This is a genomic window from Aerococcus sp. 150760013-2, assembly GCF_053627715.1.
In genome coordinates, this window is record NZ_JBSEYI010000016.1 from 1 (window position 1) to 14,504 (window position 14,504).

Sequence of the window (14,504 nt, forward strand, 5' to 3'; positions counted from 1 at the left end):
GAAATAAGGATATCATGTCCTTCTTTTTGCGTACACAAAAATAGTGCCGATGAGACTCAATTGAATCTCACCAACACTATTTATTATAGAACCATTTAAATAAGTAAAAGGTGCCTGCGACTTTGTTCGCGGGCACCTTTTACTTATTTACTGATTATTTACTTATGCATACTTATAGATTTTGAACGGCTGTTGTGACTTCTGTATCGCCATCTACCACTTCAAATTCTTTACCAATAGTATTGTCATTTTCAAGAACTGCTAGTAAGGTTTGGGCTACGTTTTGACGGGCCACGTCAATGATTTCAGCCTGGGGTTCAGTAGTGATTTTTCCAGAACCTGGTTCATCACGTAGGATACCTGGGTGAACGATGGTCCAATCTAAGTTGGTGCGTGATTTCAACCATTCGTCTGCGTAAGTCTTCGCAGTGGTATAAACGCGTAGGACACCTTTCTCAATTTCCTCGCGACCAGTTCTAAATGTAGATACAATCACGAAACGCTTGATACCAACTGCCTCAGCTGCCTGCATAGATTTAATAGCGCCATCAAGGTCAACCATCATAACAATGTCGTCACCTGATCCACCAGCACCGGCAGAGAAAATCACTGAATCAATATTGTTGTCGGTCAGAATTTTTTCAATGTCTGCTTGTGTGTGTTTAGTTAAGTCTAAGTAAACTGATTCAATCCCGCGTTCTTCAAAGAAGGGGGCTTGGTCTAAGTTACGAATAGCTGCAACTTCTTCTACTGTTTCTGAATCTTTTACAAAATCTGCGAAGTGACGGGATACGCCACCATTGGCACCAATAACAAGTACTCTCATGTTTGAAAAGCTCCTTTCAAATGACTCTTTCATTTCTCTATCAGATTTTTATATTCATTTGTCTACTACATAGTATAAAGGTCAAAAAAGGGCAATTCAAAGAATCCGCTTGTTAGCGGTCGAAATCGATTCGTTTGCTTAATGGGTACATAATGAACATACCAAGGGTCATGGCCGCAAATTCAGACAGGGCTAGTGAGAAATATATCGGTAAGAAGGCGGCGTCGGCACCGACTAATACGATTGTTGTAGTGGTTGTGAACATGGATAGGGCGAAAATGACTGTCAAAGTAATATAGCGAATCCATTGGTCAGGCAATAAGTCAAATTGAGCTTGCTTGGCCATTTTGACAAGATAATCACCTAACCAGCGACCAATGTATAGAAAGATAAAGGTTGAAACAGAGCCGACGATCATGTCGATTGGGCCGTAAGTCAGGAAGTTGGCGATGAAAACACCGATAGAAACTGCCCAGATATAGCGTTTATTGTGAAGGGCTAGGAAGTTTAGAGATTCAGAAATCCGGAATTGAACGGGGCCGTAAGAAATCGGCGCGATGACTAGGGTGATGACCACGTATAAGGCTGCCACAACGGCAATCTTAGTCATATCTAGAGTGGTAAGACGTGAAGGGGTGATTGTATCATTTGCGTTATTCATTTAAGTCTCCTTTATAGGCTAGGCCTAGTGTGCAATTGCGACCAAAGGACACTGACACCAGTGAGTAGTACTCTACCGAAGTGTCGCAATTTTAGTGTAATTTGTGATGTTGGATTTGTGATTTTATATATGTAGAAAGTTACCGAATCAGCCAACCGCCGTCGACAGGTATGGTATTGCCCTGCATGTAAGCTGCCTGGTCGCTGGCTAGAAATAGGGTCAGGGCTGCCACTTCATCAGGACTTGCCCACCGTTTAGCGGGTGTTTGAGCCATCACTTGGTCGGCCATGGGACTATCACCCACAAAATCAGCTTGGTTCATTGGCGTCATGATGGCACCAGGCGCAATGGCGTTCGCCACTAACCCTTGCCCCGCATAGTCGTAGGCCATCTGTTTAGTAAAGCCGATGATAGCATGCTTAGCTGTTGTATAAGCAATCCCGCCACCACCAGCCGTTAAGCCCGCGATCGAAGCCATATTGATTAAGCGAGAAGTAGGATTGGCTAATAGCATGGGTAAAGCTGTATAGGTCATATTATAAACAACTTGTAAATTACTAGAAATAATCGTTTGCCAGGTTGTTGGGTCCGTTTGATCTAAAGGTTTGTAATCGTCAAGGACGCCGGCTGTATTACATAGTACATCAATGACGTTCCAAGAAGTTTTTAATTCTTGAAAAAGGATAGTTACTGCCATTAAATCGCTACAATCCGCTTTGCGAAAGCTAAAGTTTTCCGGGTAGCTAGTAGTCCATTTATTAACCAACTCTGCATCTTCCTTAAGATCGACAGCCAAAACGCGATGGCCTTTTTCTAAAAAGTGTTGTACCTGACTGCTACCAATACCAGACATGCCTCCTGTAACGATAACCTTTAATTGGGCGGGGAGTTTAGGATAGTCAGTGTAGGATGTGTCCAAGTATCTGCTTCCTTTCTATTGTGTAAGTTATGTGTGCGTTACTAGTCAGAAACGATAGACCAGTCTTCAGCAAGGATATCGCATACAGTTGGTTGGAACATTGAGAAGCCCTCGCCAGCAACTGAAATTAGGAAATAGGGCGTAATTGCTTGACCTTCAAATTCTTTTGGGTCAACTAATTTTACGTACTCTTCTGCGCCACCCCAACCATCACGGATGATGAAGGCACCTTCGCGTAATTTAGGTAAGATTTGTTCAAATGTCATTTATTTTCACCTCCTCAAAAATGCGTCAACAACTATTATAGCAAATTTCAATTCTCCTATAGTATATATTTTCTATGTAATATGATTTATTTTTCATATAGGTGTGGTATAATGATAGCGAAGTATATGAATGAGTATTCATATAAGCTTGTATATAGTAAGTGAAATGATAAAAAAGGAGCGGACATGATGACTGAAAATAGAGATTGTCATACGGAAGAAAAAAATCATGTTCACCATGGTCATAACCATGGTGAACATGATACCAAACTAGCTGCGAGACTATATATACTAGGATTGATTGCCTTTGTACTTGGATTAATCATCGGTAACTGGCAAAGTTCTATAGATAATATCCTTATGGTATTATCCCTTATCCTTTCTGGCTACCACGTGTTAGGTGAGGGCTTTGGTGATACTATTCGAGACACCATGTCCGCTGGTAAATTCAAACCCAATATCCACTTATTGATGGGGCTGGCGGCAGTTGGCGCTTTATTAATTGGCTCTTTCTATGAAGCAGCCCTATTAATTTTAATTTTCGCGGGTGCTCACTTTCTAGAAGATTATGCGGAAGGGCGGTCGCGACGTGAAATTACCAACCTGATGAATTTGAACCCAACTGAAGCCTTACTATTACAGGCTGATGGTTCAACCCAAAACGTGGCAGTTAACCAACTGCAAATCGGTGACCAAGTCCAAGTCTTAAATGGGGGTCAAATCCCTACTGATGGCCGAATTGTCAAAGGGGCTACTGTCATCAACGAAGCCTCTATCAATGGCGAATCAATGCCTAAAGAAAAAACAGTAGGTGACGAGGTATTTGGGGCGACCATTAACGGGGACCACGCTATTGTGGTTGAAGTCACGAAGAATCCGGATGAAACCGTCTTTGCGAAAATCCTGCAAATGGTGGAAGCGTCCCAAGCCAATTTGACACCAGCTGCCACTAAAATTAAGAAAATCGAACCAATCTATGTCACAACCGTCCTGGCCATTTTCCCATTTATAGTCCTTCTAGGTCCTTGGATCTTCGGCTGGGAATGGGCAGAGGCTTGGTACCGTGGACTGATATTCTTAATTTCCGCCTCACCATGTGCCTTGGCCGCTTCAGCAGTGCCCGCAACCCTATCGGCCATTTCAAACTTGGCACGCCATGGCGTCCTGTTCAAAGGTGGCGCTTACCTAGCCAATCTGATTGATTTAAAAGCCATTGCCTTTGATAAAACCGGCACCTTGACCAAGGGTGAACCCGAAGTGACCGACTACTTTTTTGTTGACGGGATCCAAGACGAAGCAATCTTGCCAGTAGTTGTCGCGATGGAAAGTCAATCCAACCATCCCTTGGCCCGTGCCATTTTACAAGAATTTAAAGCCCACACAAAACCCTTAACCGACCCGATTGAAGTGACGAATGACCTTGGAAAAGGGCTGAGTGGGACCTACGCTGGCCACACTTATCAAATCGGTAAGCCATCAATATTTGAGGCCGTTCCAGACAAAATCAAGAGGCACACAGACGAATTGTCGGCGGACGGGAAAACGGTGGTTTATATCGCAAAAGACGATGCAGTTATCGACTACATGGCTATGATGGATACGCCAAATCATGCGGCTAAAGCAGCCATCGACTACCTCCACCAAGCGGACGTTCATACCGTCATGATCACTGGGGACAACCAAGTAACTGGTCAGGCAGTCGCTAATCAAGTGGGGATTGACCAAGTTGTGGCCAATGTTTTACCTGAAGAGAAGGCCCAAATTGTTAAAGACTTACAAGCTGAATACGGACAAGTTGGGATGACAGGGGACGGGGTCAATGACGCGCCAGCTCTAGTGCAAGCAGATATTGGTTTCGCTATGGGTGACGGAACGGATGTGGCAATTGACGTTGCTGATGTTGTTGTGATGGCTAATGACCTGGACAAATTGACTTATGCCCACCAAGTATCCAAAGATTTAAACCGAATTACTTGGCAGAATATGGCCTTTTCAATGTTTGTTGTGCTCGTTTTAGTCATCTTGAATTTTATAGGCATTGCAGATATTGCTCTTGGCGTCCTTTTCCATGAAGGCTCAACAATTTTAGTTATCTTGAATGGCTTACGCTTGTTGCGCGGGATAAAGGAATAACATTTAAAGCTATGTCAGAAAAAAGTTTTAAATTGCAATACAAGACACATGAACAAGGGCGAGTACCCAACGTTAGATGTGAATTTGAATAAATATGATACACAAAAAGGGGTGTGATGATTGGTCACGCCCCTTTTTGGTTGCTAGCTTAACTAGTGGTTATTTTTTTCCAAGTCTGGTTCCATGTAATTGATGGTGTTGTCTCCGCCAAGCAAGTCAAAGTCAAAATGTTGACCAAGACCTTGTATTATGGCTTTGTGGTAGACGTGCCCTGCGACTGCGACGTCGAGTGCGCCAATACCGATTGGTATGACAATAGTGGTTGTTTTGTCATTGTGTTGAGGGGAGATTTCGCCTGTTGCCAGTTGACCAAAGTCAGCTGTGATATTAGCTTCTGAGATATGGCCAGCATCATTTAGGCTCTTTAAAGCACCTCGATGAAGGGCTTGAGCTCTGTGGTCTACATAAATATGATCGGCGTTAATGATGATATCGTCTGTGATTTCGCCACGTGACCCCATTGGCATGATGATGGTACCCGGTTTGATCATGTCACCTGTGATAAAGGGTGCGGTAGCTCCTGTGACCGTAATCAGCACGTCATTATCTGTGGCGTCTTCAGGTTTATCCGCAATGATAACTTCACCATCGATAAGGTGGGCGATGTCCTCTTTAAAAGCTTCTGCTGTTGAACGGCGGTGGTTCCATACGACTAAACGGTTGATTTTGTAACGTTTAGTGATGGCAATCACCTGGGTTCTGGCCTGGGTACCAGCACCAAACATACCCAGTGAGATGGATTCACCTAGGTTAAAGTATGATAGGGCGACAGCGGTTTGAGCACCTGTTCTAAGGTTTGTAATATAAGCCCCGTCCATAGCGGATAGGAACCGCCCCACATGTGGGTCTAACAAGAGGATCATCCCTGTCATGTAGGGGAATCCGGCTGCTCGGCGACCGCCATAAAAGCCACCAATCCACTTCATTCCAGCCATGTTTAACCAGTCGATATAGGCTGGCATGGCATTCATAAAGCCGTCGTAGAAGGGGTAATTACCCGTTTCACCTAAGTCTAAATTCACCTTACTTGGGTTGATAACCTTGCCTTGACCCATTTCATGATAGGTTCTTTCGACAATGTTGACGGTCTCTGCCATATCGACCAACCCTCGGATGTCTTTAACATTCAGTAATAATGTCATCTAATCACTCCCTTATTTCATTGTTTAAGCCCATCTATGTGCATCGGGCGTTTTTTGTATGCATATGAGATAATGATAGCGATTTATTTGCAAAAAGTAAAATTTAATTGCCAGTAGTGAATATTTCAAAAGTAAAAGTAATCTGCCGAACTACTAGAGTATTTAAACCAGTTATCGATGCGAAAACCAATGAAATTTTATGGCTTCGTTTATTCGGCGAAGGTGCCCATAAAATCATCACAGTATCCATGAAGGCACACTTACCATACACATCCTTACGTGACCAAATCTATATCCATTTTACTTTAGCTGAATGACTTGTTCGCAATGGTTGACTAATAAGCTTGTTTAGTAAAACCGACTAATCTCAATAAAATATGAAACACAATAAAAGGATTGCGCCGCTCACTTAGCTTGAGGGTGCAAGTCCTTTTTGCATGGAAAAATAGTAAATTACTGGTGTCTATTGACTTGTTGATAGAAGTCAGTGACGGCGATTTGGGTTTGTTTCTTGGCCAGGGCAACGGACGTGTTCGGCCCTTGGGTTGAAGCAATCCAGCTACCTAGGAAGTAGACATTGTCTAGGATTTGGTAGTTAGGGTTTAATGGCGTCGCGCTTGGGTAAGCCGCTAAAATATTGTCCCGGTTGTCAGGCAGGATTAAATTACGGCGGATCAAATTACCCAGTAACGGGTCAGTGTCTTTTGCCTGACTTAAACGACTATTGAAGCCAGTGGCGTTGATTAAGACATCTGCCTTGTGGCGGATTCCGTTAGCGTAAAGGTGGAACTGGCCATTTTCCAAGGGTTGGATATCAGATAAGCCAGAAACTAATTTCAGTTTGCCTTGGGCTACTAAGTCTAAAATCATGCTGATGGAAGCAGCTGGGGCTTGTGAATACAGCATGCGGAAGAAGGCGCCTAGATCCTTGTAGAAATAGTCTTTACCGGCAGCATCTAAGGCCCCCATCATTTGGTGGAGAACTGGGTAGAAAGCTCGGAAAAATCCTTGGAAACGACGGTAGTCAGGGTCATCTTGGCGGATGGCCTTGGTGACAGTAGCGACTGAACCTGTATTGAAGTTGGCCCATACCCGGCTGTAGTCAATACCGTTGGCCTTTAAGTCGGCCTTGACTTGGTTGATGACGACTTGAATCGGGATAGCCCCTTTGTTGACTACTCTTTGTGTCTCAATCCATTCATCGTCGATGGACTGGATATAGTCTTCGTTAGCGTCAGGTTGGATCACTGACCGGAAGGGTTCGTGGCGAAAGTAGACCGTCACTTCTTGGTCGGCAAATAAATCGTACTTGTTGCAGTAATTGATCAAGTCGATAGTTGTTAATCCAGAGCCCACAATCCCAATTCGACGCTTGCCTTTAGTTGCCTGAAATTTCTCCTGCAATGGGTAAGGGTCTTGAATGTAGTTGGCTTGGCCGTCCAATTGATATGGGTCTAGGTAGGGCGGGTGGCCAATGGCAAAAAAGACCGCGTCGTAAACCTGAGACCAACCATTTTCGGACGTAAAGACTTGATAAGCTAAGCCATCTTCGATTGGTCGCTGGTATAGGGGTGTCCCGTCTGCGTCTACGACTTGAAAATCGGTGACTTTGGCTTGGATATGACGGACGTAATCCTTGGCTAAATAGGGTTTGAGATATTCTTCCACGTACTCACCGTAAATGGTTCGCGGGGCAAAGACATTGTCGATATCGATTGCCGGATAGTTGACCTTGGTCCAGTTGATAAAGTCCTCGTTGTTGTCGTCATCAAGGGACAATGATCGCGGGAAAGAGTTGATGACTGTGGCGTCGTCATCCTCCGCATATGGGGCACCTGCACCTAAACGTGGGCGTGTTTCATAGACATCTACTTGATCGGTAGCGGCATTTAAATCAAACCGTTTACTTAATTGGATTAGGGTGCTAGCACCCGCAATCCCAAAACCTACTATGGCAATTCGCATCTGACATCCTCATTTCTAGAAATTGGTTGATTAGTTTATGTATCTATTTAAATAATTGCATAATCATTATAGAGAATTGTAACTGAGTAGATGGTTCTAGTGGGGGAATTTGCTCAAGCATTTATCAATCAATGGTTATCGATAAAAGTGATAACAGCAGAAGGGAATTTTTGTATGCAGAAAATCAAAATCGGTCAAATGATATCTAGAGGGTTAGGGCCGTGTTTAAATTGATTTGATTAGAAAGGCTGATTTAATCACATTGTTAGAATTTTCGATTTGATGAGAAATGGCGTTTTGTACAATGATTGTATTTAAATTTCATATTTTTTGTCAGTGCCTGTCCCACTTCCATATCAATGATGATAGTGGTTAGCGATTATGGAAAAATTAAATTTATGTGAAAAGCTTGATGATCAAAGGATTTTCCTAGATTTTTTGATGTGTAGTCATTTTGTCCAAAAAGAGATCTGGAAATTTTAGGGCTAGGCGGTAAGGTTGATGCTAGTGAGTGGAATTTGTTAGATTGAGTGCAAGCAAATTTATTGCAAGTCCAGATAACAATAAAAGCAAATATAAGTAAATATAAGCAAATATTCAAATAAACTAGTGCGTGGATGAGTAGAGTAATTATGGGGGTAAGGCACAGAAAGTCTGTAGTTGATGAGAGCAGATGCTTACCAGTAATGAAAATGACCTTTGAGCATCTAGCCAGTGAAAGCTGGTTAGACGGGTGGAACCGTTAAATTTTCTAGTATAGATTTACTGGATGAGAAATTGCTCGCGAGGGCAGTTTGAACAAGGGTGGCACCGCGAACGTTGACTCTTCGCCCCTTCTTAATAGACAAGACTGTTTATTAGGGAGGGGCTTTTATTTTTCAAAAAAAGGACACACGGTGGTAGTTAGAAAGAATTGGGGGTAAGTGAATGGCTTTAAGTTTAAGTTTATTAGATCAAAACATTATTTATGAAGGTGAAACCGCTCAGTCGACGCTGAAGAAGACGGTTGCGTTTGCCCAGAAGGCAGAAGCGTTGGGCTATGACAGCTTTGTGGTGGCGGAACACCATTTTACTAAAGAGATTGCTAGTGCGGCACCAGAAATTTTGGTGGGTTACATCTTAGCCAAGACGGACAAGATTCGCGTAGGATCTGGTGGAGTCATGTTGCAACATTACGTCCCATATAAAGTGGCGGAGTCGTTCAGTCTCCTCCACCAACTAGCGCCAGGTCGGGTGATTTTAGGTCTGGGTAAGGCCCAAGGTGGTAAGGATGAGGCGGTTGAGGTCCTACAACGAGACTTTATCAAACCGGTCCAATCTTTCGATGATAAATTTATCGAAGTCACCCGTTTTATCCGCAATAAATTCCCGGCCGACCATCCCTATGCGGCTGAAAACTATGACTTACAACCGGCAATAAGTTCAGACTTTACCATCGAGTTGCTTGGGGGTAGTCAAGAAAGTGCCAAATTAGCGACCACTCAGGATACCGGCCTAGTCTATCCCTACTTTGCCAATGCAGATCTTGAAGCGCTTGGCAAAACGAGAGCCGCTTATCAAGGATCAGGTGACTTTAAAATTGCCATCATTGTTTATATCACGGACGACCCGGATGAAAGTAAAGCCTATCTTGCTGAACAAGCTGCCTATACGGTGGTCTTGAATTCTGGCAAAAGGGTCAACTTCAACAAACAAGCAGCCGCTGAAGAATATGCTGACTTGCACCAAGCTGAGGACGCAAAAATCCTTGAAAAACAAGTCGGCGCCTTTGTTGGTACGGCCAGTCAGGTAAAAGCGCAACTAGACGATTTTTCAAAGAGATTTAATACCGACCACTTTGTGATTCATACGATCGGCATCCCCTACGCTAAGAAATTCGAGATTATTGAAGCCTTAGCAGGGGAAATTAAAGGAGGATAAGAATGTCAGACAAACAACAAGCAGTAAATATCATTTTATGGGCTAAGCAAGGCTGTCATTATTGCCAGGAAATCAAAGATTACTTACAAGAGGAAAACCTTTCATATGAATTGATTGACGTGACAGAAAACGACCAATTTAGAGACATTTTGAATGCCAAATACGGGGTCTCTTATGTGCCGGTAGTTGAAATTGGTCAAAAAAACAGTAAGCAATACCAAGGCATTATTGATTTAGGGTTGGAACATGTGGTGAATGGGCTAAAAGCAGCTGGAGTAGGAGTGAAGTAATATGACTAAACAAGTACATTTTGGGGCAATTTTACATGGTATCGGTGGCACAACAGATGGTTGGCGTCATCCGCAAGTAGATGAAACAGCCAGCACCAACTTAAACTTTTATAAGACTCGGGCGCAATTAGCAGAGAAAGGACTATTTGATTTCGTTTTTATCGCAGATGGTTTATATATTTCTGAGAAGTCAATTCCTCATTTCTTAAACCGTTTTGAACCGATTACTTTATTGTCTAGTTTAGCGGCTGTGACTGAAAATATTGGTTTAGTGGGGACTTTCTCAACAACCTATACAGATCCTTTCACTATTTCACGTCAATTGCTATCGCTAGACCACTTGTCTAATGGCCGTGCTGGTTGGAACTTGGTGACGACACCACAAGCAGGGGTGGCTGAGAACTTCAACAACCGGACGCTACCGCCTCACGGTGAACGCTATAAAATCGCACAAGAACATTTAGACGTTGTGCGTGGTTTATGGCGGTCTTGGGAACCGGATGCCTTCCCTAGAAACAAGGAAACAGGCCAATACTTTGATCCGGAAAAACTGCACCGTTTAAACTATGAAGGAGAGTATTTCCAAGTAGCTGGTCCCTTAAACATTGGCCGTTCACCTCAAGGGGAACCACTCGTTTTCCAAGCAGGATCATCAGATTCTGGGCGGGCCTTTGCGGCAGGGAACGCGGAAGCGATTTTCACCCATGCTAATTCTTTAGAAGAAGAAAAAGCCTTCTATGATGACATTAAAGCACGGGCTAAAGCAGCTGGCCGTAATCCTGAAGAGGTCAAGGTTTATCCTGGCATCAACCCACTTGTAGGGGATACTTTAGAAGATGCTGAAGCAGCTTACACTGAATTTGCTAGCTTGATTCCAATTGAAAATGCAGTGAAATACCTAGCCCGCTACTTCGATGACTACGACTTCTCAGGTTATGACCTAGATGCGCCGTTCCCAGATTTAGGTGATATCGGAAAAGACGCTTTCCGTTCGACAACAGACTACATCAAGAAACGCGCTAAGGAAGAAAACCAGACCTTACGCCAAGTAGCCTTGGAACAAGCGGTGACTCGTCCAAACTTTATTGGGACAGCTGAAGACATCGCTGACGAAATCCAACGCTGGGTTGAAGCGGATGCCGTTGACGGCTTTATCATTGCTGGCGACATTCCAGGTGCCTTTGAACGGTTCGTCAATGAAGTCGTGCCAATCCTTCAAGACCGTGGTATTTACAGAACCGAGTACCCAGGTACGACCTTACGTGAACAAATTGGGGTGCCTATTGTCCCTTAATGGCAAAAGGGCAATTCCTTTGAAAATGTGCTCATTGTGATTGCATAAAACCAATACAAACTGACGGAACTACTGCTGGTAAAGACTAGGGTAGTTTCGTTTTTTGTTGGAATGAAAAAAAGGATGCGCATCTTTTAAAGGCTTACATTCACGGATTTAATACAAATATTGTATTGAAATTCAATGAATTTCGTGATCATTTGACTAGCTTTTTAATCATTTTTGATAGTTATTTACGATTATAAGTCTATGTGTACTTGGTTAGAATCCGCTAAATATCAGCTTTTAAGACGCATTTTTATCTAGATTTAAAAATAAAAATGCTAAACGAAGCTTGTTTTCCCTAGGCAGTAATCTTGTCTAAGGTGTTCGGGTTTGTTAAATTGACTTCAAGCAAAAGACATTTTTTTAATCACGAAATGCGATGAAGAGAAGAGTAATTACTCATGTATTGGACAGAAAGTCTGTGTTGATGAGAGCAGATGGATACAGGTAATGGAAGTGCGCTTGGAGCATCCTGCCAGTGAAAGCTGGTTGGACGGGTGGGGCCGTTATGCCTGTCAGTATTTACTGACTGAGATATTGTCTGCGAGGGCAATATGAAAAAGGGTGGAACCATGATTGTTGACCAGTCATCCCTTCTTGATAGGACTAGTGCCTATTGGGAGGGGTTTTTATTTTACCCAAAAAAGGACTTAAACAGTCAACACAAGCGAAGATAATATGCATACAATAATGAGGATGAGCGACATATGACGAACAATAATAGTAATAATATGATTGAAATTGAACACTTACAAAAGGACTTTTCTGGGACCCAGGTCTTAAAGGATATTTCCTTTGAAGTTGGAGCCGGCGAAGTGGTGGCCATTATCGGACCATCAGGGTCAGGGAAATCGACCTTGCTTAGATGCTTAAACTACCTAGAAGAACCGAACGGTGGGGTTATTCGCATTGGGGATGTGGCCGTGGATACTAAGAAGGCGACGAAAAAAACTGTGGCTGAATTGAGAAAACAAACTTCGATGGTCTTCCAGCACTACAACTTATTTAAAAATAAAACAGTGCTTGAAAACGTGACTTATGCCCTTGAGGTGGCGCAAGGATTTTCAAAAGTTGCTGCTAAGGAAAAAGGGTTGGCTTTACTTGAAAAAGTAGGTTTAGCAGACAAGGCAGACAAATATCCAGTCACTTTATCAGGAGGACAGCAACAACGTGTGGGTATTGCCCGAGCGGTTGCGGTCAATCCAAAAGTTATTTTGTTCGACGAACCAACTTCATCGCTTGATCCGGAATGGGTAGCTGAAGTACTACAGGTTATTTCTGACATTGCCAGAGACGAGCAAGCAACGATGATTATCGTGACCCATGAAATGAATTTCGCTAAAGAAGTGGCGGATAAAGTCGTCTTCATGTCAGACGGTTACATTGTTGAATCAGGCGTACCTGAAGCCGTCTTAGAAAATCCGCAACATGAGCGGACGATTCAATTTTTACAACGTAATGCCGTTAGAATAGGAGGCTAATATGACCTTTGATTTTGCCTATATGTTGGAAATATTGCCAGATTTACTAGGCTATTTGCCCATTACCTTGTACCTGACCTTGGCTTCTATGGCGATTGCCGTTGTCATTGGGGGCATATTCGCGGTGGTTTTGGTTAATAAAGTGCCCGTACTGACCCAGATTATCCAAGTGATCATGTCCTTTTTCCGAGGGACGCCGCCCATTGTCCAGTTATTATTGATTTACTTTGGGTTACCACAGATTCTACCTATTGCAACAGGGATGTCGGCTGAAGCGGCCTCAATCTTGACTTTCTCCTTGAATACAGCAGCCTACTTAGCTGAGGTATTCCGGGCTGCCTTGGTTTCTGTGGACGAGGGTCAGGTGGAAGCGGCTATGACGGTGGGCTTGACTTACGGGCAAACATTGCGAGGAATCGTCCTACCGCAAGCCGTTCGTAACGCCATTCCAGGAACAGGGAATACCTTCGTTGGCTTACTGAAGAATTCGTCACTAGCCTTCACCATTGGGGTCGTCGAGTTGCTTGCCCAAGGGAAATTATTCGCTTCAAATTCATTGAAGTTCTTTGAAGCCTATTTCGCAGTGGCCTTGATTTACTGGGCCCTCACCATTCTATATTCACTATTACAAAACTGGTATGAGAAACGCCTAGCCGTACCATATACCAGATAAGAGGAGGAAAAACGATGAAAAAGTTTAAGTTATTGGGTATTGGATTGGCCTCGGCTTTGGTCTTAGCTGCATGCGGGGCATCTGCAGGGGAAGAAGCGACGAGTTTAAACAGCGGGTCTGCAGATAAAACAGTGACAATTGCAGCATCTCCAGATGGGTATCCGCAACATTATCAAGAAGGGGATGAACTGAAAGGATTCTCTGTAGAGGTTGCTGAAGCAGTAGCAGAGGAAGCGGGCTACGAAATTGAATGGGCCTTGTCTGACTGGTCTGGTGTTGTTGCAGCACTGCAAGCTGGAAAGGCAGATACCGCTGTTAACTTCGCCAATACGCCGGAACGTCGGGAGTCTTATGTGTATACAGATAACTACTTCTATGCGTCTACCGGGATTGCAGTAGCATCTGATGATACGGAAACCAACACCCTTGAAGACTTGGCGGGCGAATCTGTGAATGCAGTTGTTGGGTCTAACTATGCGGAAGTGTTGAAAGAATATGATACTGAAGATCAAATCGGACTTGAATTTGTAGAAAGTATGGCAGTTGCGGTTGCCAATATTCAATCAGGCAAGGTGAAAGGTTATGTCAATGGCTACGAAGAATTGACTGCGCAAATTAAAAATCGCGACCTTGATTTACGGATGATTGATGAAACTTTCGGTGAAAAACCAGTTGGCTTCCCATTCAAAGATACGGAAGAAAACCAACAAATCATTGCGGACTTTAATGCAGCCCTTCAAACTTTAAGTGAAGATGGAACTTTGGCAGAGATTTCAAATGAATACTTCGGGGTAGACATTACCCAATCTAGAGAAGCGGAATAGGATTT

General features: G+C 43.4%; 14 protein-coding genes and 1 other annotated feature. Of the genes, 8 read left to right on the forward strand and 6 right to left on the reverse strand.

Going from position 1 to position 14,504, the window contains the following annotated elements:
* Positions 1–172: 172 nt before the first annotated feature.
* The 4 genes from ACUW85_RS08610 to ACUW85_RS08625 all read right to left on the reverse strand — a co-directional run bounded on the left by ACUW85_RS08610 (position 173) and on the right by ACUW85_RS08625 (position 2,672).
* Entirely contained in the window at positions 173–826 is a 654-nt protein-coding gene (locus ACUW85_RS08610; RefSeq protein ID WP_182023598.1) for an SDR family oxidoreductase, read from the reverse strand.
* 112 nt (positions 827–938) lie between these two features.
* Positions 939–1,487 (reverse strand): QueT transporter family protein, encoded by a 549-nt coding sequence (locus tag ACUW85_RS08615; RefSeq protein ID WP_182023599.1) that lies wholly within the window; start codon positions 1,485–1,487, stop codon positions 939–941.
* 139 nt (positions 1,488–1,626) lie between these two features.
* Positions 1,627–2,406: a 3-oxoacyl-ACP reductase gene (locus ACUW85_RS08620; RefSeq protein WP_182023600.1), complete on the reverse strand. Its 780-nt coding sequence runs from the start codon at positions 2,404–2,406 to the stop codon at positions 1,627–1,629.
* Between the two features lie 41 nt (positions 2,407–2,447).
* Positions 2,448–2,672 carry a DUF2829 domain-containing protein gene (locus ACUW85_RS08625; protein WP_182023601.1) on the reverse strand — a complete coding sequence of 75 codons (225 nt, stop codon included), beginning with the start codon at positions 2,670–2,672 and terminating at the stop codon, positions 2,448–2,450.
* A 186-nt stretch (positions 2,673–2,858) separates the two neighbouring features.
* Here ACUW85_RS08625 and ACUW85_RS08630 point away from each other — a divergent pair, with 186 nt between their 5' ends.
* Positions 2,859–4,805 carry a heavy metal translocating P-type ATPase gene (locus tag ACUW85_RS08630; RefSeq protein WP_182023602.1) on the forward strand — a complete coding sequence of 649 codons (1,947 nt, stop codon included), beginning with the start codon at positions 2,859–2,861 and terminating at the stop codon, positions 4,803–4,805.
* Between the two features lie 152 nt (positions 4,806–4,957).
* Here the strand turns inward: ACUW85_RS08630 and ACUW85_RS08635 are convergent, their stop codons facing one another.
* The gene (locus ACUW85_RS08635) at positions 4,958–6,007 is read right to left on the reverse strand and encodes an ornithine cyclodeaminase family protein (RefSeq protein WP_149315287.1); all 1,050 of its coding nucleotides are present in this window, start codon (positions 6,005–6,007) and stop codon (positions 4,958–4,960) included.
* Between the two features lie 116 nt (positions 6,008–6,123).
* On the opposite strand from ACUW85_RS08635, the gene ACUW85_RS08640 reads away from it, so the two are divergent.
* Positions 6,124–6,324: a pyridine nucleotide-disulfide oxidoreductase gene (locus ACUW85_RS08640; RefSeq protein WP_286162728.1), complete on the forward strand. Its 201-nt coding sequence runs from the start codon at positions 6,124–6,126 to the stop codon at positions 6,322–6,324.
* 136 nt (positions 6,325–6,460) lie between these two features.
* On the opposite strand, the gene ACUW85_RS08645 is transcribed toward ACUW85_RS08640, so the two are convergent.
* Positions 6,461–7,972 (reverse strand): FAD/NAD(P)-binding protein, encoded by a 1,512-nt coding sequence (locus tag ACUW85_RS08645; protein WP_182023603.1) that lies wholly within the window; start codon positions 7,970–7,972, stop codon positions 6,461–6,463.
* Between the two features lie 605 nt (positions 7,973–8,577).
* Positions 8,578–8,810, forward strand: a binding site (T-box leader).
* An 89-nt stretch (positions 8,811–8,899) separates the two neighbouring features.
* Here ACUW85_RS08645 and ACUW85_RS08650 point away from each other — a divergent pair.
* The 6 genes from ACUW85_RS08650 to ACUW85_RS08675 all read left to right on the forward strand — a co-directional run bounded on the left by ACUW85_RS08650 (position 8,900) and on the right by ACUW85_RS08675 (position 14,499).
* Positions 8,900–9,892: an MsnO8 family LLM class oxidoreductase gene (locus ACUW85_RS08650; protein ID WP_149256431.1), complete on the forward strand. Its 993-nt coding sequence runs from the start codon at positions 8,900–8,902 to the stop codon at positions 9,890–9,892.
* A 2-nt stretch (positions 9,893–9,894) separates the two neighbouring features.
* Entirely contained in the window at positions 9,895–10,182 is a 288-nt protein-coding gene (locus tag ACUW85_RS08655) for a glutaredoxin family protein (protein ID WP_149256432.1), read from the forward strand.
* Between the two features lies 1 nt (position 10,183).
* Complete coding sequence (locus tag ACUW85_RS08660) at positions 10,184–11,476, forward strand: LLM class flavin-dependent oxidoreductase (protein WP_149256433.1); 1,293 nt, start codon at positions 10,184–10,186, stop codon at positions 11,474–11,476.
* A gap of 752 nt (positions 11,477–12,228) precedes the next feature.
* Positions 12,229–13,002, forward strand: coding sequence for an amino acid ABC transporter ATP-binding protein (locus ACUW85_RS08665; protein ID WP_107069897.1), 774 nt, complete (start codon positions 12,229–12,231; stop codon positions 13,000–13,002).
* Position 13,003: 1 nt separating this feature from the next.
* A complete protein-coding gene (locus ACUW85_RS08670) occupies positions 13,004–13,675 on the forward strand; it encodes an amino acid ABC transporter permease (RefSeq protein ID WP_048728389.1) in 672 nt (223 codons plus the stop codon).
* Positions 13,676–13,689: 14 nt separating this feature from the next.
* On the forward strand, positions 13,690–14,499 hold the full coding sequence (locus ACUW85_RS08675) for a transporter substrate-binding domain-containing protein (RefSeq protein ID WP_048728386.1): 810 nt from the start codon (positions 13,690–13,692) through the stop codon (positions 14,497–14,499).
* The last annotated feature ends 5 nt before the right edge of the window (positions 14,500–14,504 follow it).

What these genes read in the sequence shown, in the direction of transcription:
- ACUW85_RS08615 (WP_182023599.1), bottom strand. Translation starts at nt 1,487, where the DNA reads ATGAATAACGCAAATGATACAATCACCCCTTCACGTCTTACCACTCTA.
- ACUW85_RS08665 (WP_107069897.1), top strand. Translation starts at nt 12,229, where the DNA reads ATGACGAACAATAATAGTAATAATATGATTGAAATTGAACACTTACAA.
- ACUW85_RS08625 (WP_182023601.1), bottom strand. Translation starts at nt 2,672, where the DNA reads ATGACATTTGAACAAATCTTACCTAAATTACGCGAAGGTGCCTTCATC.
- ACUW85_RS08660 (WP_149256433.1), top strand. Translation starts at nt 10,184, where the DNA reads ATGACTAAACAAGTACATTTTGGGGCAATTTTACATGGTATCGGTGGC.
- ACUW85_RS08655 (WP_149256432.1), top strand. Translation starts at nt 9,895, where the DNA reads ATGTCAGACAAACAACAAGCAGTAAATATCATTTTATGGGCTAAGCAA.
- ACUW85_RS08610 (WP_182023598.1), bottom strand. Translation starts at nt 826, where the DNA reads ATGAGAGTACTTGTTATTGGTGCCAATGGTGGCGTATCCCGTCACTTC.
- ACUW85_RS08635 (WP_149315287.1), bottom strand. Translation starts at nt 6,007, where the DNA reads ATGACATTATTACTGAATGTTAAAGACATCCGAGGGTTGGTCGATATG.
- ACUW85_RS08650 (WP_149256431.1), top strand. Translation starts at nt 8,900, where the DNA reads ATGGCTTTAAGTTTAAGTTTATTAGATCAAAACATTATTTATGAAGGT.
- ACUW85_RS08670 (WP_048728389.1), top strand. Translation starts at nt 13,004, where the DNA reads ATGACCTTTGATTTTGCCTATATGTTGGAAATATTGCCAGATTTACTA.
- ACUW85_RS08645 (WP_182023603.1), bottom strand. Translation starts at nt 7,972, where the DNA reads ATGCGAATTGCCATAGTAGGTTTTGGGATTGCGGGTGCTAGCACCCTA.
- ACUW85_RS08675 (WP_048728386.1), top strand. Translation starts at nt 13,690, where the DNA reads ATGAAAAAGTTTAAGTTATTGGGTATTGGATTGGCCTCGGCTTTGGTC.
- ACUW85_RS08630 (WP_182023602.1), top strand. Translation starts at nt 2,859, where the DNA reads ATGATGACTGAAAATAGAGATTGTCATACGGAAGAAAAAAATCATGTT.